We start from the raw sequence: 21,898 nt of genomic DNA, 5'->3' as shown, positions 1-21,898 counted from the left end.
TTCCACAGCTGGCATCGAATGTTGAGTCCGGTTCGGCAGGTGCCGAAGGCAATGCGATGGATGGTTGCGACCGCGGCCGGCCAGGGGGCTGAGCCCGGGTGCTAGGCCGGTGGCGGGGCACCTCGCTGTTCGTCAGCGAGTGCAGACGAGCATTCCGCCGAGACAGCCGATCTCGAACGCTCCCGCCTCCTCGATGCGGTCGGTAACGATCTCCCGGGCCCGCTCGATGGTTTCCTCGAACGGCACAGCATGCTGATCCGCCCACGCCCGGTACGACCTCATGTGGGCGATCACCGGCTCTGGACTGCGTACCGCGATGGTCCCCGGTAGCTCGATCGTCTCGACCTTGCCGAACCCAGCACCGAGCAGGCTCGGCGCCTTCTCCAGGGAGAACCGGGCACTGAGGGAAATCCGGCCCGGACCGTTGGCCACCCCGAGGATGTCGCCCGAAGCCCGCTCCCACAGGCCGTCGAGCTCTGCTTTGTCACGGTCGCTGTTCGTGGACACGATCACCAGCCCGCCCGGCTTGACCACCCGCGCAAGCTCATTGACCGCGGCCGCTATGTCCTCGACGTGGTAGAGCATGTGGAGAGCGAGCGCGCTGTCGACACTCGACGAGGGCAAGGGAAGCTGCACGGCATCGGCCACCGCTACAGGGCGGGGAACGCCGGCGAGGATGCCGAGCGAGACGTCGAGACCAAGCAGCCGCAAATCGGACCGGTCCTGCCGCAGGCGCTCGATGAACTTTCCGTTACCGCACCCGACGTCGACGACACTGCCCCGTGTGCCCTGTAGCTGTTCCACAACGATGCCGGGTAGGTCATAACGCGGTGTCTGCCATTGGTAGATGGACTGTCGCGCGGCGAGATCCCGGCCAGTGCGGTATGCGCTACCGGTCAGGATGGCGCGATCGGTTACGGCGGCGTCTTGCTCGGCGGAACGGTCGGTCACGTCGGCGGCTCCGGTTATTCAGCGGCAGGCAATGGCACAGGCGTAGCGGCACTCGTGATGCGCTCGCGTAGATGGGCGATCCGCGATGATCCACGGTACTGCGCGGCTCCCAGCTCGCCGGCCAGAGCTTCAAGCCGAGTAAGGATGCTGGCCGAAAGCTGCTCCGGCCCTGAGCCCAGGACAGCGGCGAGCAGCGCCTCGGTGGCATCCATGTCACCGGCAAGCATGTACCCCCGAGCGAGGTCGAGGTGCGCGGCGACCAGGTCGAAGGTCGAGCGATCGTCGGCGGGGGCACCGCGGTACAAGCCGACTGCGGCCTCGGCACAGTCGATCGCCTGCCGCACATGGCCTGCACCACCTATGGCGAGGTGGGTGGTGCCGGCGTAGGTCAACTGTTTGGCCGTCGGGAAGCTGAAGATGCCAGGCATCTCGTCAGGCCCACGGATCTCATCCCTGGCCCGCTCCGCGTTCGCCAGCGCGACAGCAGCGCCATCTGCATTACCGGCGACGGCGAGCGCCCTCGCCTCAAGACTGGCAAGACGCACTCCCACGCTTCCAGGAGTTGCGTAGACCTGCCCCTGCCGAGCGAGGTCTACGGCCGCTTGCGGGTTGCCGTCCCAGAAGGCAATGAGTGACTCTACTGACCTCGCCCATGCTTGCATTTCGTGGTGTCCGGCAGCTTCAGCGCACGACCACGCAGTGCGTGCGTGAGTGGCAGCCGATCCGTAATCGCCACTGTCAAGGCAGACGTGCGCCGACAGACCGCAGAGCCGACTGGCAGTCACTAACAAGTCACGTGTATATACCGGACGTTGACGCCCACGCAGCAATTCGAACGTTTCAACCCGGAGATCGCGAATCTCCGCGTACAAGTCTTCCAATGGCCGACTAACGAACTGTCGACCGAGCCGAGCAGTGTCTGCGTCGAGCTGTTCGACCGTGGTCGCTGTCGTGTTCACGGTGGCAATGAACCGAGCGAACCTCGCCGACTGGGCAGCATCCGTGGCAAGTTCACACGCCGACGGAGGACGGGCAGTGCCATGCCCAGGAAGCACGGCCCCTACCACCTCAGGGGCCGGCGAAGCTGCCCCCTCCTCACGCTCCTCTTGGCCCCGCCGGCTGACCGCATGAGCACGATCCAACTCCGCACGGTCAACACTGAAGACCTGGGCCAAGATGCCCCGCGTTCGTGAGTTCGGCAGTCGTACCCCGCGCTCGTACCGGCCGATCTCCTTGCCCGTCATCCTGGGGACTGCGCTGCCCTCGATGGCGTTGTACTCGTCCGCGACCTGTGCCTGCGTCACCGACCCGCGATTCCTGCGCAATCGGACGAGCAGATCCCCGACATCGGCTTCGCTCATACCGCCCCCAGCAAAAGTGTGCTGGCCCCCATACTGGCCCCCCTACTGGCCCCCTCACAGGCTCCCGACTCAAACGAGCGACGGCGGTTAGCTGAAGGCATGCCGTCACGAAACCCTCGTTATGCACTTCCGTTGTGGCCAGCTCCGGTCGGCACTACTGCGAGAGCCGCCAGCAATGGCGCTCGTGTCCTGTGGCCGTCCCTCGCATCCGGCCACTGGCACTGCGTAGGGCAACGCTGTAGCGACCCAACGTAACCGACCCCACCGGCGACTGCGCCTCCACAAAGAAGGCGTAGGTCACGCTCACTTCCGCGCGAGAAAAACACCACACGCAAGACCCCCGCGACGGGCGAACGTCCGGGGGCGCGGCCATCAACCACACGGAGTTGACGACATGACCAACGCTATCGCGCGACTGCTCGTGCCAGTGCTGAAGCTGCTATTTCCCGCACCGGGACGTCACCGCTCAGCCGGCCCACCGCCCACCCCGTACAGCGGGCACACGCCGACGGCGCGCCCTCACCGAAACCCCGTCCAGCAGCCCGAATTACTGCGTGGCGAGGACTCCGCCCTCATCCGCCCGTACGTACTCACGCACGAGGAACTCCAGGAACGGCGGTTGCGACGCGCTCGGCGCCGGACGTTGTGGCTGGCCGTCCACGGCATCGACGTGGGGCCGCGCTGGATTCACGGCGTGAAGGTGGCGGCCTGAGATGCGCGACATGCGGACGCTGCGGCTCCCCCTCCCTGTGCGGCAGGCGGACGGCGGGGACCAAGTCCCCGGTGACGCGCTCAAGTGGCCCCCATGCCGGTGCGGTAGCCCGAAGTGCCCCGACCGCGAGGTCCCCACCCCGCCTCCCGCCCTCTCCCCTGTCATAGGCGAACTGCTGGCCAGGGTCCGGGAGGTCAACTCCCGGCAGCACAGGGAACGTCCGTGAACACCGACGCGGCGAAGCCCCCCGGCGAAACCAAAACCGAGACCCTCGCCGACCCATTAGCGGGAACCACGTACACCGATTCCCCAGAGGGGTGGTGGATGGAATACGGGGGCGCGCTCGACATGGCGTCAGGGGTCGTCCACTTCCCGCAGGGAGTGGAACTCCCGCCGTGCGAATTCCCGTGTCACCGCTGCCGCAAGGAGAACCGGTGATGAGGCTGTTGGCCGATATGCCGCCCCATTACTGCCGCTCTACGCCGGAACGTGCCTGAGGCCACCGCAACACTCGCCGTGCTGACCCCAAGGACTCCCATCCCGCTACCGGAACACCAACCGAAAGGGGAACACCGCATGACAGTCCTGCTCGAAACCCCAAGTCGCACGGACCATCGCGACCCGCACGCACTCCTCAACGCGGTACAGCCGCACATCAAACACCTGAGCATCAATGTGTCGGACAGCGGCATGACCATCTGGGACCGAGAAATCGCACTGCTGCTCCGCGACGAGACGATGGTCCGCGACATGGCCGAGCGCATCCTGGGCAACGCAGTGATGTACATGATCGCGTCCGTAGAACACCCCGAGGTGCACCTGGGCGTCGGCAAGCTGGTGGACATCGGCGTACATCAGATCTACCTCGACACCCCCGTCATGTTCGCCTTCTGCGACCTCTACAACGGGGGCGTCTACAAACACCACGCGCCGTTCATCAAGCGTCGTCATGACGGCATCGTGATCCGCACCGCCGATTTCCTGCGTTCCATCGGTTTCGACGCCGACGACGAACTGTGGGCGATCGACGGCGCCAACTGCTCACCGTGTGACAGCAAGGTGCCCGACAGCCACTGACGCGCCTACAGTGGGCGCCCTCGCCGGTCCGGCCGGCGAGGGCTTCCGCCTTCCGAACCATGAAGCGAAGGAAGACCGTTGACCGCACCGCACAACATCGAGCACGAACGCGAAGTATGGAACACCTACGCTGAGAGCACTCGGGACAAGGTGTTCGAGGACGAAGAGCTGACGTTCTGCTGGACCCAGTACACCGGCCACGGTCCCGGACCAGAAATCCTCGGCGACCCGGAAACCGTGCTGGAGATCGGCTGCGGCACTGGAAGACACCTTGCGTTTCTCGCCCAGAAGGGAATCAAGGCCACCGGCCTCGACCTCTCACCGGTGATGGTGAAGAACACCACTGAACGATGGGGTCCTTTGGGAGCACAGTTCATCTGCGCCGAGGTCCTTGACTGTTTGCGCACAAGCGCCGCGAAGTACGACGCGGTGTACTCGATTTTCGGAGCCGCCTGGTTCACCGACCCCGTGCACCTGTTCCCCCTGGTCGCGGCCCGTCTGAACCCCGGCGGGGTCTTCGCCTTCGCTCAGCCACCGGCCATCCCCGGCGCATACGGCCCCCAAGGCATGTACAAGGGCGGGTTCGCCGGCCCGGCAATGTTCACCTACCGTTACAGCTACGAGCCACAGACGTGGGAAGACCTGTTGCTCGAAGCCGGATTCGACCACGCCGACGCCCAGGTGATCGAGGCACCGAAGCCGGGCCATATCGGCACACTCGTGGTCCGCGCTACGTGCCTCTGACAGGCCCTCGCATGACCAGTCCGACGCGGAAGCCGAGCGAGATGGAAGCCACGAACGTCCTCTACCGGGACCCCAGGCTGGTGAACGAGTCCGGGAACGGGGAGCTCACCGGGCCGACCGCGCACACCGTGGCCCGCTACCGCCCCAGGAGCGCCCCGGGAGCAGGCGAGGGCTGCACCACCCGCCACCCCACAACCCGAACTCGCCTGACGACAAGCTCAATCACTGCCGGCGAATCGGCCAAGGGCTCGGAGCACATGGTCGCGCGTTGTCACACTCCCCAGATGGCCCGCATCTTCGACGACGATCAACTCGGCATCGGGCCAGGCACGGTTGAGCTCCCACGCGGTGTCGAGCGGCCCGCCCATGTCGAGTCGGCCGTGGACCAGGACTCCCGGAATGCCGACCAGCCGATGGGCCTCGCGCAGCAGCACACCTTCCTCCAGCCACGCCCCATGAGAGAAGTAGTGAGAGCAGATGCGGACAAGCGCCAGCCGGGCGGCCGGCGGACGGTCGCCGTACGGGTTGGCGGTGCCGTTCGTCTCCCCGGACAGGACCGCGTCCTCCCAGGCGCACCAGTCGGCCGTGGCCTTGTTCCGCACCGCGGCATCGGAGTGCTCCATCAGCCGGGCGTAGGCCGCGACCACATCGCCGTCACGCGGCGTGCCGGGGGCACCCGCGAGGAAGCGTTCCCACTGCTCAGGGAAGAACCGGCCGGCGCCTCGATAAAGCCAGTCGATCTCTGAACGCCGGGTGGTGGTGACGCTGGAGATGACGATCTCGGACACCCGCCCCGGGTGCTGCTCGGCGTAGGCCAGGATGAGCGTAGAGCCCCAGGAACCGCCGTACAGCAGCCAGCGTTCGATCCCCAGATGTTCCCGGAGCCGCTCCATGTCGGAGGTCAAATGTGCGGTGGTGTTGTGCCGCATGTCAGTGTCGGGGTCGCTCGCGTGCGGAATGCTGCGTCCGCATCCGCGCTGGTCGAACAGGACGATCCGGTACCGGTCCGGGTCGAAGCAGCGGCGCACGCCCGTGCTGCACCCTGATCCCGGCCCGCCATGGACGACGAGCGCGGGTTTGCCCTCCGGGTTGCCACAGGCTTCCCAGTACACGAAGTTGCCGTCGCCGACGTCGAGCATCCCCTTCTCGTATGGCTCGATCGGCGAGTACAGCTCACCCATGTCCAGATCGCCTCGCACCCAGGAACCGACAGTCCTGGCACATTACGGCAAAGCCCCACCGGGAGCCGGACAACGGGCTACCCGCCCGACTTCCCCGGCTGATCATGGGTCGCGCAGTGGATCCCGCCCCCACCAGAAGCGATGGTGTCGATCTTCACGGGGACGATGTCGCGGCCGGGAAAGTGGTCCCGCAGCATCTGCTGGGCGCGGTCGTCCGCCTTTGCGTCACCGAAGCGCGGGACGAAGACGGCCCCGTTCGCGACGTAGAAGTTGACGTACGAGGACAGGAACGCGTCGCCGCGACCGGTGATCTCGTACGGGTCCGGCTGGGGCAGTTCAATGACCTCAACAGCCTTGCCATGAGCGTCCGTTGAGCTCTTCAGGACGCGCTTTGCCTGGTCGGCTGCCCGTGACCAGGAGTCCGCCGGCTCGTCCGGGAACGCCTTGTCGAGCAGCACCACCCCTGGCGCGACGAAGCGAGCCATCGAGTCGACGTGCCCATCGGTGATGTCCTCGCCGCGTACGCCCGCGAACCAGATCACCTTCCGCACGCCCAGCACCCGCTTGAGCTCGTCCTCGATCTGCTGCCGGCTCTTGCCGGGGTTGCGGTTCTTGTTGACCAGCGAGCTTTCGGTGGCCATCAGCGTGCCCCGGCCGTCGGTCTCCAACGAGCCGCCTTCGGCGACGACCCAGGTCCGGTCGCGGGGAATGCCGTACTGGGCCAACGCCCTATGGCCGACGCGGGCATCGTGACGGCGCTCCTGCTTGCCGCCCCAGCCGTTGAAGTTGAAGTCGACGCCGCGGACCCGGCTTTCGTCCTCCACGAACACCGGCACGGTGTCGCGCGCCCACAGATCGTCCACCGCTATCGAGGCGACCTCGACATCGGAGCCACACGCCCGTCGCGCCGCGTCCTCCTGTCCGGGCCGGGCGAGCAGCACCACGGGTTCGTAGTCGGCGATGGCGCGCGCCAGCCCCGCGATGTCCCGGCGGACGTCGGGGAGATATCGGCCCCAGATCGCCGCCGAGGCGGGCCAGGCCATGAACGTACGGGCGTGACTCTCCCATTCGGCGCCCAGGCGGCGCCCGGCGGCCGACGGGCTCGGGCCTGCGGTCCCGCCCTTCGGAGCCTCCGGCGAGCAGGCCACACCGCCGAGCGCGAGCGCACCGACCCCACCGAGGGAGCGCAGGAGGGTGCGGCGGGAGAGGGACAGGGATGAGGGCGAATCGGTCATGGGGCGCATGCCCACAGAGTGACACTGACTGAAAATTCAGTCAAGAATTAGGGTGTGGCGGAGCGGCTGCTACCCAGAGGAAAGGGCAGGCGGCCTACTTCCCGCCGCCCACCGGCCCCAGCTCCAGCTCCAGCGCCCCCCGCAGCAGCTCCCGCGCACGGTCGAGGGGAATCGCGCCGGTCAGCCACCGTTCGCTCAGGCCCTCCACAAGCGCGGTGATCCGCTCGGCCGCGTCCGAAGCGACCACGTCATCACGGACCGTCCCGGCCTCCTGCGCCCGGCGGATGAGATCACCCGCGTCGTCGGCCCACTGGGCCGTCGCCTCCCGGAGTTGTTCCCGCAGCTCGGGGTCGAACATGGCGCTCGCCCGGAACTCGCCCCACGCGGTGCTGTTCTCCACCACCGCGGGTACATCCTGCAATTCGAGAAGCAGCATCTCTTCGAGATAGGCACGGGGATCGGTGCGTGGGCTCGCGGACGGTTCCGTATACCGCTCGGCCCGCTCATTGATGAACTCAAGCGTCCGGCGCATCAGTCCGGCACGGTCGCCGAAGTGGTAGTAGATGAGCCCCGTCGAGACCCCGGCCTCGGCCGCCAGTTCCTCCACCCGCAGTCCGCGTACACCGCGCCGGGCGATGAGCCGGGTGGCGGCTTCGAGGATCAGCTTCTGGCGGTTGGAGGCTTTCGACACCGTGACACCCTATCCGCGACACGGCATACGCAGCCCAGCCGGAAGAGGCCCCGTGACCCCGGAAAGCCCCACACCACCGACCACCGCACCACCGGCCACCACGCCACCGGCGACCCCCGAGGAAGCCCTCGCCATCGTCCGCAGCCGTTACGCCCAGCCGAAGTGGCCGGACGGCACCCCCGCCCCCCTGCACGTCCACGAATTCGACATCGGCTACCTGGTGTACGCCACCTTCCCGCGCACCACCGGCACCGACGCCGCCGGCAACCCCGTCCCGCCGCCGCCCGGCGGAGCCAACATCGTGGTGGCCAAGGACACCGGTGAGACGACCACTGTCCCCAACTTTCCGCCCGAGAGCGCCGTCGCCCTCTATCGAAAGTCCCGGTGAGGTTCCGCAGTCTCGGTGAGGTTCTGCAGTCCCGGTGAGGTTCCGCCACCCTCTCCCTGCCCGAGCACGCCCCTGACCAGCCATTTTCCGGGCTCAGACGACACTTCCGCCACCCATCTCCCCAAACTCAAAATCTCGCATGCCGGAAGTCTTGTTCCGCTTCTGATCGAGACCTAGGGTCGGGCCACCCGGCGCGGCTGACCTCGTTCGCGGGTGTTTCCGGGCTCCGTCGCGTGCGCAGCACACCCCGCTGCTGCCCGTGCACGGACACCAAAACGAACGTGGGAAGCGGGCGAGCGCGTTGGCGAGCGAGCAGCAGGAAAATCCGGCGAGGCTGGAGCAGGAGCCGCAGCGGGAAGGGCAGCCGGGACAAGACGGCGTCGGGCGGCGGAGGTTCATCGCCGGAGTGGCGGTGACCGGGGCGGGCGGGCTGCTCGGCGGCCCGGCGGCTGGAAGTGCGAGCGCGGCCGGGGGTACGAGCGCGGCCGCGGGTGCAAGCGGGGCAGGGGGCGCGAGCGGGGCAGGCGCGCCGCATGGGCTGCGGCGGGAGCAGTTCGAGGGTGCGGGTAGGAAGAAGCTACTGGTGCCCGAGTTCACGTTGTTGCCGGAGGGGCCGACGCGCGGGCAGGCCGTACTCGTCGACGGAGGGAAGTTCCGGGAGATCGGCCCGGCCCGGCGGCTCATCGCCGCGCACCGCGATCTCCAACCCGTGCGGCTGGACGGGCATTTGCTCATGCCGGGGTTCGTCGACGCACACCACCACCTGACCCAGAGTTTCGGGAAGGCGCAGTCGTTCGGCCAGCCGTCGGAGATCTTCAAGACGATCTGGGAGCCGCTGGAGCACGCGCTGGACAGGGAGAGCGCCTATCTCTCGGCGAAGCTGGCCGCACTCGAAGCGCTGCGGGGCGGCTTCACCACCGTCGCGGACGCGGGGACACGTGCTCCGGTCGATGTCGAGGTGATCGCGAGGGGCACGGAAGAGGCCGGCATCCGATGCGTGTTGTCCAAGATCGTCGCTGACGGGCAGGGCGGCCCCGAGCACCTCGGGAGATGGGAGGGGCATCCGCTGGTGCACCCCTCACTCGCCATCGCCGTGGCCGAGAACGCGACGGCGAAAGTACTCAAGAAGACCGCGGACATGTGCGCCGACGCCGGTGCGGTGTTCCAGATCCACGTCAATGAACATCTCGCGTCCGTGGAGCGCTCGTTGAAGAGCGTGGGCCGGCGCCCGGTCGAGTATCTGCATCACATCGGCGCCCTCGGTCCCCACACTCTGGGCTCGCACGCCACCCTGCTCACCCCCACCGAGATGCGGCTGCTCGCCGACTCCGGCGCGGCCATCAGCTACAACCCGGTGGCCAGCGCCTGGAAGGGCAACGGCGTGGCCCATGCGACCATGCTCGCCGCGATGGGCGTACGGTTCGGCACCGGCACCGACGGCACCCGCGGTGACGGCTTCCGGCTGATCGACGCCGCGGAGACGGCACAGCGGCTGGCGTACGGGATGGCGTCGGGGGACTCCTCGTGCGGGGCCGGGCGGATCTGGCTGGAGCATGCGACCTCGCTGAGCGCCGACGCGCTGGGGCTGGGCAAGGTGACCGGCGAGATCGCCGTCGGCAAGGCCGCCGACTTCCTCGTCGTGGATGTCAACGTCCCCGAGCTCACGCCGTCCTGGGATCTGCGGTGGGAACTTGTTCGCCTGGCGAACCGCGACCAGATCCGCGCGGTCGTCGTCGACGGCAAACTGCGCCTGTGGGACGGCTGGCCGACTGACTGGGACGGCCGGGCGCTGGTGGAACGGGCCGCGAAGGTGGGGCCCCAGGTGGTGCGGAAGGCCGAAGTGCAGCGGGTGAATCCGTTGCCGTGACGCTGCGCTTGGGTAGGGCCGACGGCGGTGCCGCACCGGCAGCGGTACGGGCACCCCCGTCGGCCCTACCCGCCCGAAGCGTCCCGCACCCGATCGAGCCTCGCGTGCAACGTCAGCCGGTCCCCCCGCACATGGATGAACTCCAGGTCCGCCGGCCGCCCATCGGCGAGCCTCGTGAAGCGTTCGACCGCGAGCACCGCGCCGCCCGCGGGCATCGCCAGCACCCCACACGTCGCCGGGTCCGCGACCACCGCCTGCACGGACACCTCGGCCGTACCGAGCGGCGTACCCGCCACCGTCTCGATCAGATCGAAGACGTCGTGGTTCTCCAGCGTCCGCCGGCCCCGCGCCAGCAGCGGCTCACCGACCTCGGGGATGAGGTAGGTGCAGTCCAGGGACAGCGGGGTGCCGTCCACCCGGCGCAGCCGTTCCAGGTAGACGGCCGGGCTCCCCTCGGGCAGGTCCAGCCGGCGGGCCACCGACAGCGGCGGACGTACGGTCCGCGCCTCGCGCACCTCGTTGACGACGACGCCATGCCGCTGAAGGACCTCGGCGAGGCCGGACAGTTCGCCGAGCGGATGCTCGTAGGCGCGGCCGACCACGACCGTGCCCACGCCACGGCGGCGCGCCACCAGCCCTTCGTCGCGCAGCAATCCGAGCGCTTCCCGCACGGTGTTGCGAGAGGTGTCGAACTCGGCGATCAGGTCCCGCTCGTCGGGCAGTACACCGGTGGGGAAGGCACCGCGCAGGACCTGCCGGCGCAGCACGTTCGCCACTCGCCGGGCCCGGTCGGCGCGCGTCAGCGGCTCGCCGGACCCGCCGCCGCTCGGTGTCGGATCGTGCACGGTCCGGCCCTCCTCGCTCGTACGGGTCGCGGCTGCGACACGGGGCAACGCGCGGCGACGCGCGGGCCATTCATCCGCCCACCGGACGCCGACGCTAGGCGAGCGACATCTCGGCGAAGTTACGCCACCCTCTCTGACCTGCATCGATTACTGCCCTGGGGTTCACGGGGCCTAACCCGACCCGCGCCACCGCTACGGTGAGGCAAATCCGACGGAAGGGAAGGTTCGCCCGTCATGACCAACAAGGCCGCCCCGTTCGACGACCTCGACCGAAAGATCGTTGCGGCGCTGATCGAGAACGGCCGGGCGAGTTTCGCGGAGATCGGCACCGCCATCGGCCTGTCGGCCACCGCGGTCAAACGCCGGGTCGACCGGATGCGGGAGAACAACGTCATCACGGGGTTCACCGCCACCGTCCGGCCCGCCGCCCTGGGGTGGCTCACCGAGGCCTATGTCGAGGTGTACTGCGACAGCGCCGCGCCGCCCCGCCGGCTGGCGGAGGTCGTACGCAACCATCCGGAGATCGCGGCCGCGATGACCGTCACGGGCGGCGCGGATGCGCTGCTGCATGTCCGGGCGACCGACGTCGAGCACTTCGAGGAGGTGCTCGAACGCATCAGGGCCGAGCCGTTCATCCGCAAGACGATCAGTTACATGGTCCTTTCCCATCTGCTGCCGGACAGCCCGGAGGCCGGCGCCCGCCAGTCCTCGGCTCCGGGGGACGGGGCTGAGCGGTGAACCGGGTGAGCGATGAACCGGGCAAGCGATGAACCAGGTGACTGGCGCACTCGGGTGACTGGGGAACGTGGCGCAGCAAACATGCGCTGACCAGCCCATCCACGCAGCATTCCTGCGCTGCCAAGCAGCTCTTCGTTCTTGTCGCCGGAATCGGACGCTCCGTACCGTGTACATGCACCCCGGGTCACGATCAGTGACAACCGGTCACCCCGCATGTCACGCACGAAGCGAAGGGATCCCTCTGTGCCGCCAAGTGTGCCGACGATTCGTGTGCCGGCGCCGGTCCCCCGGCGCTACCTGGTCTGCGAGCCCAGACACTTCGACGTCCAGTACGCGATCAACCCCTGGATGCGCGAGGACGCACAGGTCGACTCCGCCCTCGCGGGCCGCCAGTGGGAGACGCTGATCCGGGCGTACCGCGACCACGGCCACACGGTGGAGAACGTGACCCCGGTGGCGGGCCTGCCGGACATGGTGTTCGCGGCGAACGCGGCGCTGGTCGTCGGCGGCCGGGTCTTCGGCTCGTACTTCCACGCGCCCCAGCGGCAGCCGGAATCCGCCGAGTACGAGATGTGGTTCAAGGCGGCGGGCTACGACGTCTACCGGCCGGAGTCGCTGTGCGAGGGCGAGGGCGATCTCGTACCCGCCGGCCGCTTCATCCTGGCGGGTACCGGTTTCCGCACCACGCGGGAGGCGCATGCCGAGGTGCAGGAGTTCTTCGGCGTACCGACGATCGGGCTCCAGCTGGTGGACCCGTACTTCTACCACCTGGACACCGCGCTCTTCGTCCTGGACGGGACGGATGGAACGGGTGGACCGGGCGGAACGGGCAGGACGGGCGGGGAGACCGCTGCGGCGAACATCGCCTACTACCCCGAGGCGTTCTCGTCCGGCAGCCGCGAGGTGCTGCGGCACCTGTTCCCGGAGGCGGTGATCGCCACCCGGGACGACGCGATGGCGTTCGGCCTCAACTCCGTCTCCGACGGCCGTCATGTCTTCATCGCCCCGCAGGCCGTCGGCCTCATCGACCAGCTCACCAGCCGTGGTTACGTCCCCGTCCCCGTCGACCTGTCGGAGTTCCACAAGGCCGGCGGCGGCATCAAGTGCTGCACCCAGGAGATCCGCTGATGACCGCACCCACCCGTACCGCCCCCACCGCCTCCACCGCCTCCGTCAGCGCGCCCCGGTCGCCGGACCGTTCGCCGGCCCGTTCCTCGGCGGAGCTGATCCGCGCCGAGGGCCCGGTCCTCGCGCACAACTACCACCCGCTGCCCGTGGTCGTCGCCCGCGCCGAAGGCGTCTGGGTCGAGGACGTCGAGGGGCGCCGCTACCTCGACATGCTGGCCGGCTACTCGGCCCTCAACTTCGGCCACCGTCACCCGGCGCTGATCGAGGCCGCACACCGCCAGCTCGACCAGCTCACCCTCACCTCCCGCGCCTTCCACAACGACCGCCTCGCCGGCTTCGCCGAGGGACTGGCCGAGCTGACCGGTCTCGACATGGTGCTGCCGATGAACACCGGCGCCGAGGCGGTGGAGAGCGGCATCAAGGTCGCCCGCAAGTGGGCGTACGACGTCAAGGGCGTCCCGGCCGACCAGGCCACGATCGTCGTGGCCGCCGACAACTTCCACGGCCGTACGACCACGATCGTCGGCTTCTCCGACGACGAGACGGCCCGCGCCGGCTTCGGCCCCTTCGCCCCCGGTTTCCGCGTCGTCCCCTACAACGACCTGGCGGCCCTCGAAGCGGCCGTGGACGAGACCACGGCAGCCGTCCTCATCGAACCCATCCAGGGCGAGGCGGGCGTCAACATCCCCGACGACGGCTACCTCGCCGGCGTACGCGAACTGACCCGGCGCACCGGCTGCCTGTTCATCGCCGACGAGATCCAGTCCGGCCTGGGCCGCACCGGAACCACTCTGGCCGTCGACCACGAGTCCGTCCTCCCTGACGTCCTCCTCCTCGGCAAGGCGCTCGGCGGCGGCATCGTCCCGGTCTCCGCGGTCGTCGCCCGCCGTGAGGTCCTCGGTGTGCTGGGCCCCGGCCAGCACGGCTCCACCTTCGGCGGCAACCCGCTCTCCGCGGCGGTGGGTTCAGCCGTCATCGACCTGCTCGCCACCGGCGAGTTCCAGCGCCGCGCCGCCGAACTGGGCGAGGTCCTCCGTACCGGCCTGACCGCCCTGACCGGCAAGGGCGTCACCGGCTTCCGCGCCCGCGGCCTGTGGGCCGGCGTCGACATCGACCCCGCCCTGGGCACCGGCCGCGAGATCAGCGAACGCCTGCTGCGCGAGGGCATCCTGGTCAAGGACACCCACGGCTCCACGATCCGCCTCGCCCCGCCGCTGACGATCACCGGCGAGGAACTGGAGTCGGCGTTGGGCGGGTTGGCGCGGGCACTGGCCTGACACCGGCGTACCAGGGCTCGGGCGCCCGCTTCCGCGCGCCCGAGCCCTGGTTCCCCGAGCCCTGGTACTCGGATCTCCGCGGCTACTCCCCCGCCGCCCTGCCCGTCAGCTGGGGCGACGGTGCGCCGCCCGCGCCGGTCTGCTGCGAGCCGTCGTCCTGTGCCGCATCGTCCTGCGCCCCGTTGTCCTGCGCCCCGTTGTTCGGCACCCCGTTGTATCGGGCCCCGTTGTGCTGCGCCGCCCAGCCGTCGAGCGCGGTGCGGCAGGCATGGTCGAGGTGTCGCAGCTCCGTCAGGTCCAGCTCTACGGGTGTGTCCTGGGGCAGCGCCTCCAGTGCGTCCAGGATCTTCGGCAGCCGCAGGAAGGTCGCGTTGCCGCGGAGGGCGACGACCATCCGCCCACCGGTCAACTCCCGCACGTCGACCTGGACATGAGAGGTCTCCCAGGCGGACTTCACCACCGAGAGCAGCAGCCCGAGCAGCACGCCCTCGAACATGTTGGTGAAGACGATGGCGCCCGCGGTCACCCCGAGGATCACCGCCTCGCCCCGGTGCTCCCGCCACAGCTGCGGCAGCTGCCGTGCGGGGACCAGCTTCACCCCGGCGTGCACGAGGACGGCCGCCAGCGCGGCGAGCGGGACGACACCGAGCGCGGCCGGGAGCAGTGCCGCGAAGACCAGCAGCCAGACGCCGTGCAGCACCCGCGAGGCCTTGGTCCGCGCTCCGGCCTGGACGTTGGCCGCGCTGCGTACGATCACCGCGGTCATCGGCAGCGCGCCCAGCACCCCGCACACCGCGTTCCCCGCGCCCTGCGCCATCAGCTCCTTGTCGTAATCCGTGCGCGCCCCGTCGGCCATCCGGTCGACCGCCGCGGCGCTGAACAGGCTCTCGGCGGACGCGATGAGAGCGAAGGCGAGCACGGTGCCGATGACCGACAGCTGGGCGAGCCCGCCGAGTTCGCCGAGGCCGGGCGGCTGGATGGACGCCAGCAGGCCCTGCACCTCCACCTTGGCGACGGGCAACCCGAGCAGCGCCGTCGCGATGGTGGCCACGCCGATGGCCGCGAGCGGGCCGGGCACCGTCCGCACCTTCGCGGGCAGCCACTTCCACAGCACAAGGAGGCCGAAGGTGCCCGCGCCGACGGCGAATGCCGCGAGCGCCTCGGGGCGGCCGGCGATGTGCGCGACGAGACCGGGCAGTCCGGCGATCTTCCCGAGCCCGCTGCCGGGCTGGTCGGCGTCGGCCATGGCATAGACCTGGCCGAGGATGAGGATCAGGCCGATGCCGGCCAGCATTCCCTGGACGACGGCCACGGATATCGCGCGGAACCAGCGCCCGCAGCGCAGTGCGCCGAGGACGAGCTGAAGAACGCCGGCGGCGAGCACGATCGCGCCGAGCGAGGCGAGCCCGAACTTCTGCACCGCCTCGTGGACGAGGACGGTCAGCCCGGCCGCGGGGCCGCTGACCTGGAACGAGCTGCCGGGCAGACAGCCGACGACGAGGCCGCCGACGATGCCGGTGATCAGTCCGAGTTCGGCGGGGACACCGGAGGCGACGGCGACGCCGACGCACAGCGGGACGGCGACGAGAAAGACGACGAGCGAGGCGAGCACGTCGTGGCGGAAGGTCGTGGGGCTGAGTGCCGAGAGCTTGGCTGTGGAGCGATGCCTGAGTGAAGCGAGCATGGGATCTGCGGTTCCTCCGGAAGCGGTGAGCGGGAGTGGTCGGGGCGGGGCGGGGTGGGGTGGGGGGAGCGGGCGGGCGGCAGGAGGCGGTGCGGCCAAAGGGGCAAAGCGGCAAAGGGCCATTCGGCCACCCGGCCACCCGGCCACCCGGCCACCCGGCCACCCGGCGCCGCGCCTACAGCGGCTGGAAGACCCCCGCCTCCGACCGGTAGCTGCGTACGGCGCCCGTATGCACCTCGTAGAACCAGACATCCAGCGAGAGCCGGCCCTCGGCCATCGCTTCCGCCACGCACGGATAGGCCCGCAGCCGCTCCCCCTGCACCAGCGCATGCCGCTGCACGGCATCGGCGAACTCCGGCGAACTCCCGCCCGCCCCCGTACCGCGCAGCTGCTCCGGCGCGGCCGCGTCCAGCCAGCCCTGGATGGCGGGCGCATCGCTCAGATCGTCGTCGCGCACCAGGGCGCCGACCGCCCCGCAGTGGGAGTGCCCGCAGACGACGATGTGCCGTACGCCCAGCACGCGCACGGCGTACTCGATGGTCGCGGACTCGCCCGCGGGGTGTTCTTCGCGGTACTCGGGGACGATGTTGCCCGCGGTGCGCAGCTCGAAGAGGTCGCCGGGGCCCGCCCCGGTGATGAGCGCGGGCACGACGCGCGAATCGGAACACGTGATGAAGAGGGCCTGCGGCGACTGCCCGGCCCCCAGCCTGCCGAAGTCCTCGCCGCGCTCCGCGCAACGGCTCTCGAAAGTACGGGCATACGCGGTGAGTTGCTGCATGGCGGCCTGCCTCCTACTCGCCCTGGCGGGCGTGTGGTGTGGTCGGGTCTAGAGGTGATGCGGCGCTCGGCGAGCACCTGCGGCACACCATGACGCAGTGATCCTGAAGCGAAGCTGAAGACCGGTCCGCTAGCCGGCCGCCGCCACGAGAGCTTCCGCCGCCGTACGGGCGTCCCGAGCCGCGGCCGGCTCGCCGGTCAGCGCGGCGGTGGTGATCGCGCCGTCGATGAGAAGCACCAACTGGCCTGCCAGGCCGGACGGATTGCCGACCGGGAGGTCGCGGACGAGGTCGGTCACGTACTCGCGGAGCGCGAGCTTGTGGTCCCGGGCGACGCAGGCGACACCGTCCGAGGACGGGCCCAACTCACCGTAGGAGTTGATGAAGGCGCAGCCCCGGAAGCCGGGTGCGGCGAACCAGGTGTGGAGCCAGTCGAAGAGCGCCAGCGGCCGGTCCTGGGGAGTGGCAGCGTGCCGGGTGATGTATTCGGCAAGCGCGGCGCGCCAACGGGTGTCGCGGCGCCGCAGGTACTCCTCCACCAGGTCGTTCTTGGACGGGAAGCACTGGTAGAGCCGCTTCAGCGAGACACCGGCGGCGGTGCGCAGCTCGTCCATGCCGACGGCCTGGATCCCACGGTCGTAGAACAGCTGCTCCGCGGCGTCGAGTATCCGCAAGCGGGCTTCATCTTGATCCATTGCGCTTCCCACTTCGCCCCCACTTCGCCACTTGTCCCCTTGCCCACTTGGCACGAGAACGTTCGTTCTCTACACTACCGGACACGCGGAGAACGATCGTTCTCCGCGAGAGATCGCCAAGATCGCGAGAGATCGCCGAGAGAGAGACCCGACATGACACCCAGGCCACCCTTCCCCCCGTTCGACGAGCAGACCGCACTCCAGAAGGTGCAGGCCGCCGAGGACGCCTGGAACACCCGCGACCCCGAGCGGGTGGCACTCGCGTACACCGAGGACTCGGTCTGGCGGAACCGGGACACCTTCGTCACCGGCCGTCCCGCCATCGTGGAGTTCCTGCGCGCGAAGTGGGCCAGGGAGCTCGACTACGCACTGCGCAAGGAACTCTGGTCGTACGGCGGCAACCGGATAGCGGTGCGTTTCCAGTACGAGAGCCACGACGCGACCGGCCAGTGGTGGCGCAGCTACGGCAATGAGCTGTGGGAGTTCACCGAGGACGGACTGATGCGCCGCCGCGAAGCCGGCATCCATGACGTCGCCATCGCGGAGTCGGAACGGCGCATCTTCGGCCCGCGCCCGGAGTCCGAGAACGGGCTTGTGCTGCCGGTCCGTTGAGGAGGCAGGGCGGGCGTAGCGACCCCGCCCGGCCCCTGGGCCCTGTCGGCCTGGGCCGGCTCAGGCGTGCAGCACGTCCGCCAGCCAGTCGAAGACCACCTCGCAGTGCCGCTGCGGTGCCATGGGGGAACAGTGCAGCTGTGCGCCCTCGGCCGCGGTGAGCTTGACGTACTCCTTAGGGGCGCGCAGCAGCTTGTACAGCTGCTGCGGCTGGCCCGGGTAGAACGCCTCATCGTCGTAGTCCAGGACCAAGGTGGGCGCCGTGATCTGCGGGACCACACCCGTGATGTCCAGCTTCTCGATGCGCTGCGCCGGCGTCCAGAAATCGGTCGGCAGCTTGCCCCTGCGAGCGGCGCGCAGTGCGGCCGGCGAGAAGCACTCCAGGCGCTTCTTGAAAGTGAACTGCTGGGCGGCGTCGAGCGAGGGGACGACCTCCTCGTTCCAGATCTGGTTGGTCGCCTTCTTGTCGCCGGTGACGATCTTGCGGATCTCGGCGGGGAAGCCGAGCCACGGCGAGACACAGCCCGGCATGGCGACCAGCGCGGCCAGCCGGTGCTCGAAGGCGGCGGCGCGTGGCGCCAGGTCACCGGCCATGCTGAGGCCGGCGAGTGCGATGCGGTCCTCGTCCACGTCCGTGCGCTGACGCAGCCAGTCGACGAGAGGAGAGACCACGTCTTCCCAGCGGTCACTGAAGGGGATCTCCTCAACGAACAGCAGCTGGCCCTGGCCGGGGCCGTCATACACCAGCGCGTTCCAGCCGCGCTGCGTGGCGGCCAGGACCCCGTACGTCCACATGTCGACATTCTGGCCGTCGCTGCCGTTGGTGAGGATCACCGTGGGACGAGGGGACGGCGCGTCATCGGGCCGGAAGAACCACACCGGCATCCGGGTCTTTCCCCACGGCACGGAGGCACGTAGGGCGGCCGGTCGGCACCGTGCGGCGAAGCTGTCCCAGGATCGGCGGCCGGCGCGGTACACCGCCTCCTCGTCGCCCGGGTGGTCCGTGCCGAGCACGAAGAAGAGCGCCTGTCCGTAGTACTGCGCGGCGCGCAGCGAGCGCCAGCGCCGGGTCTCCTCGTCCCCCTCCCGTCCGGCCCGCTCGGCCTGCCGGGTGAGCCGGTCGCCCCATGACCGGAAGGTGTCGGTGAAGGTCTGGAAGCTCGCACCGGCCGTGTTGATCGCGTTGACGGCCGTCAGCACCTCGCCGACCTCGCCGGCGTGCTGCCCCGCCGCGCCGAGCGCGAGCAATGCGTTGAAGTTCATCGCGGCGTCTTGGAAGAGCTGCATCGCACCCGGCGTGGGGGACGACGCTGCCGCACCGCGGCGCGCTGGGGAGCCGGTTGCCGGCCCGACCGCTGCGGGGCCGGTACTGGAACAGGCGGTGAGGGTGCCCGCACCGGCGATGGCCAGCGAGGTGAGTGCGCCGCGGCGGGAGAGACCGGGCGCGGCGACGGGCGTACGGTCGTCGGGCTCATCGGCTCCTGCGGAGCGGTCGGGCATGTCGGCTCCCCTGGAAACAAGGGGCTCGACGGCGGGCCCCGGTCCGCACCAGAACCTAGGAGCCACGCCCCGGCACGGCCTCGCCGCCACACCTCCGCTCCTCCGAACGGTCCTCACGTGCCCGGCGAACGGGCGAGCATTCAAGCAATGCCCCTATCGACCCCAAGGCGTCACCGCACACGGCGTAGGGCCTCACTGATGACGAACACGCCCTCGGCGAGATCGCTGGGACTGCGCGCCGCGTAGCCGAGCACCAGCCCCGGCGGCTGTGGACGCAGGCTGTGCCACGACAGCGGCTGGACCTTTACACCCTTGGCGAGGGCGGCGGCGGCCAGATCCACGTCGGCAAGGTCGCCGCCGGAGTCCAGGCCGCGCTCGAAGGTGATCGTCAGATGGAGGCCGGCGGCGGCGCCGTGCACCGTCGCACCCGGTAGGTGCCTACGGATCGCCTCGATCATGGCGTCCCTGCGGCGGCGGTGGCGTCTGCGCAGAAGGCGCAGTCGGCGTTCCATCTCGCCGGATTCCATCAGCCGGGCCAGTACCAGCTGCGGCAGTACGGCGTTGCCGAGGTCGGCGAACCGCTTGGCCTCGACGAGGGGATCTCGGTATTTCGGCGGCGCGAGCAGCCATCCCACCCTCAGGGCGGGAGCAAGGAGTTTGGAGACGCTGCCCGCGTAACAGACGCGCTCGGCGAGCATGGCACGCAGGGCGGGAACCGGCGGGCGGTCGTAGCGGTGCTCGGCGTCGTAGTCGTCCTCGATGATCAGCCCGCCGTCACCCGCCCAGCGCATCAGCTCGCGCCGTCGGCTGCCGCCGAGCACCACGCCCATCGGAAACTGATGTGCCGGGGTGAGCAGAGCGGCCGGTGCGCCACCGGCCCGCAGCGCGTCGACGCATACGCCGTCGCCGTCGACCGGGACCGGCGGCGTCTCCACCTGCCAGTTGCGCAGATGCTGACGGGCGCCGAGCGATCCGGGGTCCTCCACCGCGATCGCCTTGATGCCGTCGCGCCGGAGCACCTGGGCGATCAGACCGAGCGCCTGCGCGGTCCCGGCGACGATGAGCACCTCGTCCGGATCCGCCCTGATGCCACGGTTACGGGCCAGCCAGTTCGCGATGGCCAGGCGCAGCGGCGGCGCTCCGCGAGGATCTCCATATCCGAAGTCGGCCGCCGAGAGGTCCGTGAGCACCGCGCGCTCGGCGCGCAGCCATGCCGCTCGCGGAAACGCGGCCAGGTCGGGCACACCGGGCGAGAGGTCGATCCGGGCCGTTGCCGCCCGTAGCGAGTCGAAGATGTCCGGACCGGGCGGGGATGCGAACAGCGCGCCCGACGACGGTGGATCGGCCGGACGGGCCGGGCGCGTCGCCGTCGGCGCCGCGACGGGAGCGGCAACCACGGTGGTCCCGCTCCGTCCCCGCCCGACGACATGCCCGTCCTCGGTGAGCCGTTGATACGCATCGGTGACGACGCCACGGGATATGTGCAGGTCAGCCGCGAGTGCGCGGGTGGCGGGCAGCTTGCTCCCGACTGGGAGACGGCCGTCGGCGATCGCCTGCCGCAGCTGCTGGGCCAGCCATTCGGCACGCCCGCCCGTAGGCGCGTCGCCGATGTTCAGCTGAAGAAAGTCCGCCCCGGCGGCGGAGATGGCGGCAGGGGCAGAGGTAGAGGGAGAGGTAGCGACAGGGGCAGGGGCAGGGGCGGTTTTGGACCGGTGAGAGCCGTCGTCTATGGACCTGTTCACCGGACCATTGTGTCGACACAGTGAAGTCATGGACACAGAACGGGAGTTGTGGGAGTCGGCAGCCGACACCGCCTACGTGCACGGATACTCCGACCACGAGGCGCGCCGGTTGGGGGATCAGGCGGACACTCTTGCGGCGCTGCTGCATGCCGGGACGGCGTACCCCGCCGGCAGCCGGGTGCTGGAGGTCGGATGCGGGGTCGGCGCACAGACCGTACATCTGGTCAAGGGCAGCCCGGGGGCACGCATCGTCGCCGTCGACCGCTCCGCGGGGTCGCTCGCGCAGGCCCGCGAGTACCTGGCCGCGCAGGCCCCGGAGGCGCTCGTGGAGTGGCGCCGCGCCGACCTGTACGACCTGCCGTTCGCCGGCGCGACGTACGACCACGTCTTCGCCTGCTTCGTGCTGGAGCATCTGACGGACGTCGAGCGGGCGCTGGCCGAGCTGCGGCGCGTACTGCGGCCCGGCGGCACGCTCACCGTGATCGAGGGGGATCACGGGTCGGCGCTCTTCCACCCGGACAGCCGCTACGCCCGCGCGGCGATCGGGCACCAGGTCCGGCTGCAGTCCGCCGCCGGCGGAAACGCGCTGATCGGGCGCGAGTTGCAGCCGCTGCTGGCCGATGCCGGGTTCGCCGACGTGGTGGTCCGCCCGCGTACCGTCTACGCCGACGGCACCCGGCCCGCGCTGGTCGAC

General features: G+C 69.7%; 21 protein-coding genes and 1 pseudogene. 11 read left to right on the top strand and 11 right to left on the bottom strand.

Going from position 1 to position 21,898, the window contains the following annotated elements; all coding sequences use genetic code 11:
- Positions 1-132: 132 nt before the first annotated feature.
- Complete coding sequence (locus AB0I10_RS15490; protein WP_363152958.1) at positions 133-951, bottom strand: class I SAM-dependent methyltransferase; 819 nt, start codon at positions 949-951, stop codon at positions 133-135.
- A gap of 14 nt (positions 952-965) precedes the next feature.
- A complete protein-coding gene (locus AB0I10_RS15485) occupies positions 966-1,496 on the bottom strand; it encodes a hypothetical protein (RefSeq protein ID WP_363152957.1) in 531 nt (176 codons plus the stop codon).
- A 1,210-nt stretch (positions 1,497-2,706) separates the two neighbouring features.
- Between AB0I10_RS15485 and AB0I10_RS15480 the strand changes: the two genes are divergently transcribed.
- From AB0I10_RS15480 to AB0I10_RS15465, 4 genes are all read left to right on the top strand, one after another.
- On the top strand, positions 2,707-3,024 hold the full coding sequence (locus AB0I10_RS15480; protein ID WP_363152956.1) for a hypothetical protein: 318 nt from the start codon (positions 2,707-2,709) through the stop codon (positions 3,022-3,024).
- Position 3,025: 1 nt separating this feature from the next.
- Positions 3,026-3,250, top strand: coding sequence for a hypothetical protein (locus AB0I10_RS15475; protein WP_363152955.1), 225 nt, complete (start codon positions 3,026-3,028; stop codon positions 3,248-3,250).
- 350 nt (positions 3,251-3,600) lie between these two features.
- Positions 3,601-4,101, top strand: coding sequence for a hypothetical protein (locus tag AB0I10_RS15470; protein ID WP_363152954.1), 501 nt, complete (start codon positions 3,601-3,603; stop codon positions 4,099-4,101).
- A 78-nt stretch (positions 4,102-4,179) separates the two neighbouring features.
- Positions 4,180-4,845: a class I SAM-dependent methyltransferase gene (locus AB0I10_RS15465; protein WP_363152953.1), complete on the top strand. Its 666-nt coding sequence runs from the start codon at positions 4,180-4,182 to the stop codon at positions 4,843-4,845.
- Between the two features lie 218 nt (positions 4,846-5,063).
- On the opposite strand, the gene pip is transcribed toward AB0I10_RS15465, so the two are convergent.
- The 3 genes from pip to AB0I10_RS15450 form a co-directional block, all read right to left on the bottom strand.
- The gene (pip, locus tag AB0I10_RS15460; protein ID WP_363152952.1) at positions 5,064-6,026 is read right to left on the bottom strand and encodes a prolyl aminopeptidase; all 963 of its coding nucleotides are present in this window, start codon (positions 6,024-6,026) and stop codon (positions 5,064-5,066) included.
- A 77-nt stretch (positions 6,027-6,103) separates the two neighbouring features.
- Positions 6,104-7,261 (bottom strand): agmatine deiminase family protein, encoded by a 1,158-nt coding sequence (locus tag AB0I10_RS15455; RefSeq protein WP_363152972.1) that lies wholly within the window; start codon positions 7,259-7,261, stop codon positions 6,104-6,106.
- Positions 7,262-7,355: 94 nt separating this feature from the next.
- The gene (locus AB0I10_RS15450; protein WP_363152951.1) at positions 7,356-7,952 is read right to left on the bottom strand and encodes a TetR/AcrR family transcriptional regulator; all 597 of its coding nucleotides are present in this window, start codon (positions 7,950-7,952) and stop codon (positions 7,356-7,358) included.
- 52 nt (positions 7,953-8,004) lie between these two features.
- Here AB0I10_RS15450 and AB0I10_RS15445 point away from each other — a divergent pair, with 52 nt between their 5' ends.
- A complete protein-coding gene (locus AB0I10_RS15445) occupies positions 8,005-8,340 on the top strand; it encodes a hypothetical protein (RefSeq protein ID WP_363152950.1) in 336 nt (111 codons plus the stop codon).
- Positions 8,341-8,878: 538 nt separating this feature from the next.
- The gene (locus AB0I10_RS15440) at positions 8,879-10,207 is read left to right on the top strand and encodes an amidohydrolase family protein (protein WP_363152971.1); all 1,329 of its coding nucleotides are present in this window, start codon (positions 8,879-8,881) and stop codon (positions 10,205-10,207) included.
- Between the two features lie 65 nt (positions 10,208-10,272).
- Here the strand turns inward: AB0I10_RS15440 and AB0I10_RS15435 are convergent, their stop codons facing one another.
- A complete protein-coding gene (locus AB0I10_RS15435) occupies positions 10,273-11,052 on the bottom strand; it encodes a GntR family transcriptional regulator (protein WP_363152949.1) in 780 nt (259 codons plus the stop codon).
- A gap of 234 nt (positions 11,053-11,286) precedes the next feature.
- Here AB0I10_RS15435 and AB0I10_RS15430 point away from each other — a divergent pair, with 234 nt between their 5' ends.
- The 3 genes from AB0I10_RS15430 to rocD all read left to right on the top strand — a co-directional run bounded on the left by AB0I10_RS15430 (position 11,287) and on the right by rocD (position 14,195).
- On the top strand, positions 11,287-11,790 hold the full coding sequence (locus tag AB0I10_RS15430; protein WP_363152948.1) for an Lrp/AsnC family transcriptional regulator: 504 nt from the start codon (positions 11,287-11,289) through the stop codon (positions 11,788-11,790).
- A 255-nt stretch (positions 11,791-12,045) separates the two neighbouring features.
- Positions 12,046-12,918 carry a dimethylargininase gene (gene ddaH / locus AB0I10_RS15425; RefSeq protein WP_363152947.1) on the top strand — a complete coding sequence of 291 codons (873 nt, stop codon included), beginning with the start codon at positions 12,046-12,048 and terminating at the stop codon, positions 12,916-12,918.
- Entirely contained in the window at positions 12,918-14,195 is a 1,278-nt protein-coding gene (gene rocD / locus AB0I10_RS15420) for an ornithine--oxo-acid transaminase (protein ID WP_363152946.1), read from the top strand. The genes ddaH and rocD overlap by 1 nt, the downstream gene beginning before the upstream one ends.
- Positions 14,196-14,277: 82 nt before the next feature.
- Here the strand turns inward: rocD and AB0I10_RS15415 are convergent, their stop codons facing one another.
- The 3 genes from AB0I10_RS15415 to AB0I10_RS15405 form a co-directional block, all read right to left on the bottom strand.
- The gene (locus tag AB0I10_RS15415) at positions 14,278-15,879 is read right to left on the bottom strand and encodes a SulP family inorganic anion transporter (RefSeq protein ID WP_363152945.1); all 1,602 of its coding nucleotides are present in this window, start codon (positions 15,877-15,879) and stop codon (positions 14,278-14,280) included.
- A 175-nt stretch (positions 15,880-16,054) separates the two neighbouring features.
- Positions 16,055-16,657, bottom strand: coding sequence for a carbonic anhydrase (locus AB0I10_RS15410; RefSeq protein ID WP_363152944.1), 603 nt, complete (start codon positions 16,655-16,657; stop codon positions 16,055-16,057).
- A gap of 129 nt (positions 16,658-16,786) precedes the next feature.
- Positions 16,787-17,350 carry a TetR/AcrR family transcriptional regulator gene (locus tag AB0I10_RS15405; protein ID WP_363152943.1) on the bottom strand — a complete coding sequence of 188 codons (564 nt, stop codon included), beginning with the start codon at positions 17,348-17,350 and terminating at the stop codon, positions 16,787-16,789.
- A 153-nt stretch (positions 17,351-17,503) separates the two neighbouring features.
- On the opposite strand from AB0I10_RS15405, the gene AB0I10_RS15400 reads away from it, so the two are divergent.
- Entirely contained in the window at positions 17,504-17,962 is a 459-nt protein-coding gene (locus AB0I10_RS15400) for a nuclear transport factor 2 family protein (protein WP_363152942.1), read from the top strand.
- 60 nt (positions 17,963-18,022) lie between these two features.
- On the opposite strand, the gene AB0I10_RS15395 is transcribed toward AB0I10_RS15400, so the two are convergent.
- Positions 18,023-19,462, bottom strand: a complete 1,440-nt coding sequence (locus AB0I10_RS15395; protein ID WP_363152941.1) for an alpha/beta hydrolase — start codon at positions 19,460-19,462, stop codon at positions 18,023-18,025.
- 170 nt (positions 19,463-19,632) lie between these two features.
- Positions 19,633-21,078: a PLP-dependent aminotransferase family protein gene (locus AB0I10_RS15390; protein ID WP_363152970.1), complete on the bottom strand. Its 1,446-nt coding sequence runs from the start codon at positions 21,076-21,078 to the stop codon at positions 19,633-19,635.
- Positions 21,079-21,190: 112 nt separating this feature from the next.
- Between AB0I10_RS15390 and AB0I10_RS15385 the strand changes: the two are divergent.
- Positions 21,191-21,832 (top strand): annotated as a pseudogene (locus AB0I10_RS15385) (methyltransferase domain-containing protein); the annotation flags it as partial.
- Positions 21,833-21,898: the final 66 nt, after the last annotated feature.

Source organism: Streptomyces sp. NPDC050636, from assembly GCF_040654775.1.
In the GTDB taxonomy this organism is placed as follows: Bacteria; Actinomycetota; Actinomycetes; order Streptomycetales; family Streptomycetaceae; genus Streptomyces.
The sequence above is the reverse complement of the archived record's forward strand: the minus strand, read 5'-3'. Positions and strand labels throughout refer to the sequence as shown.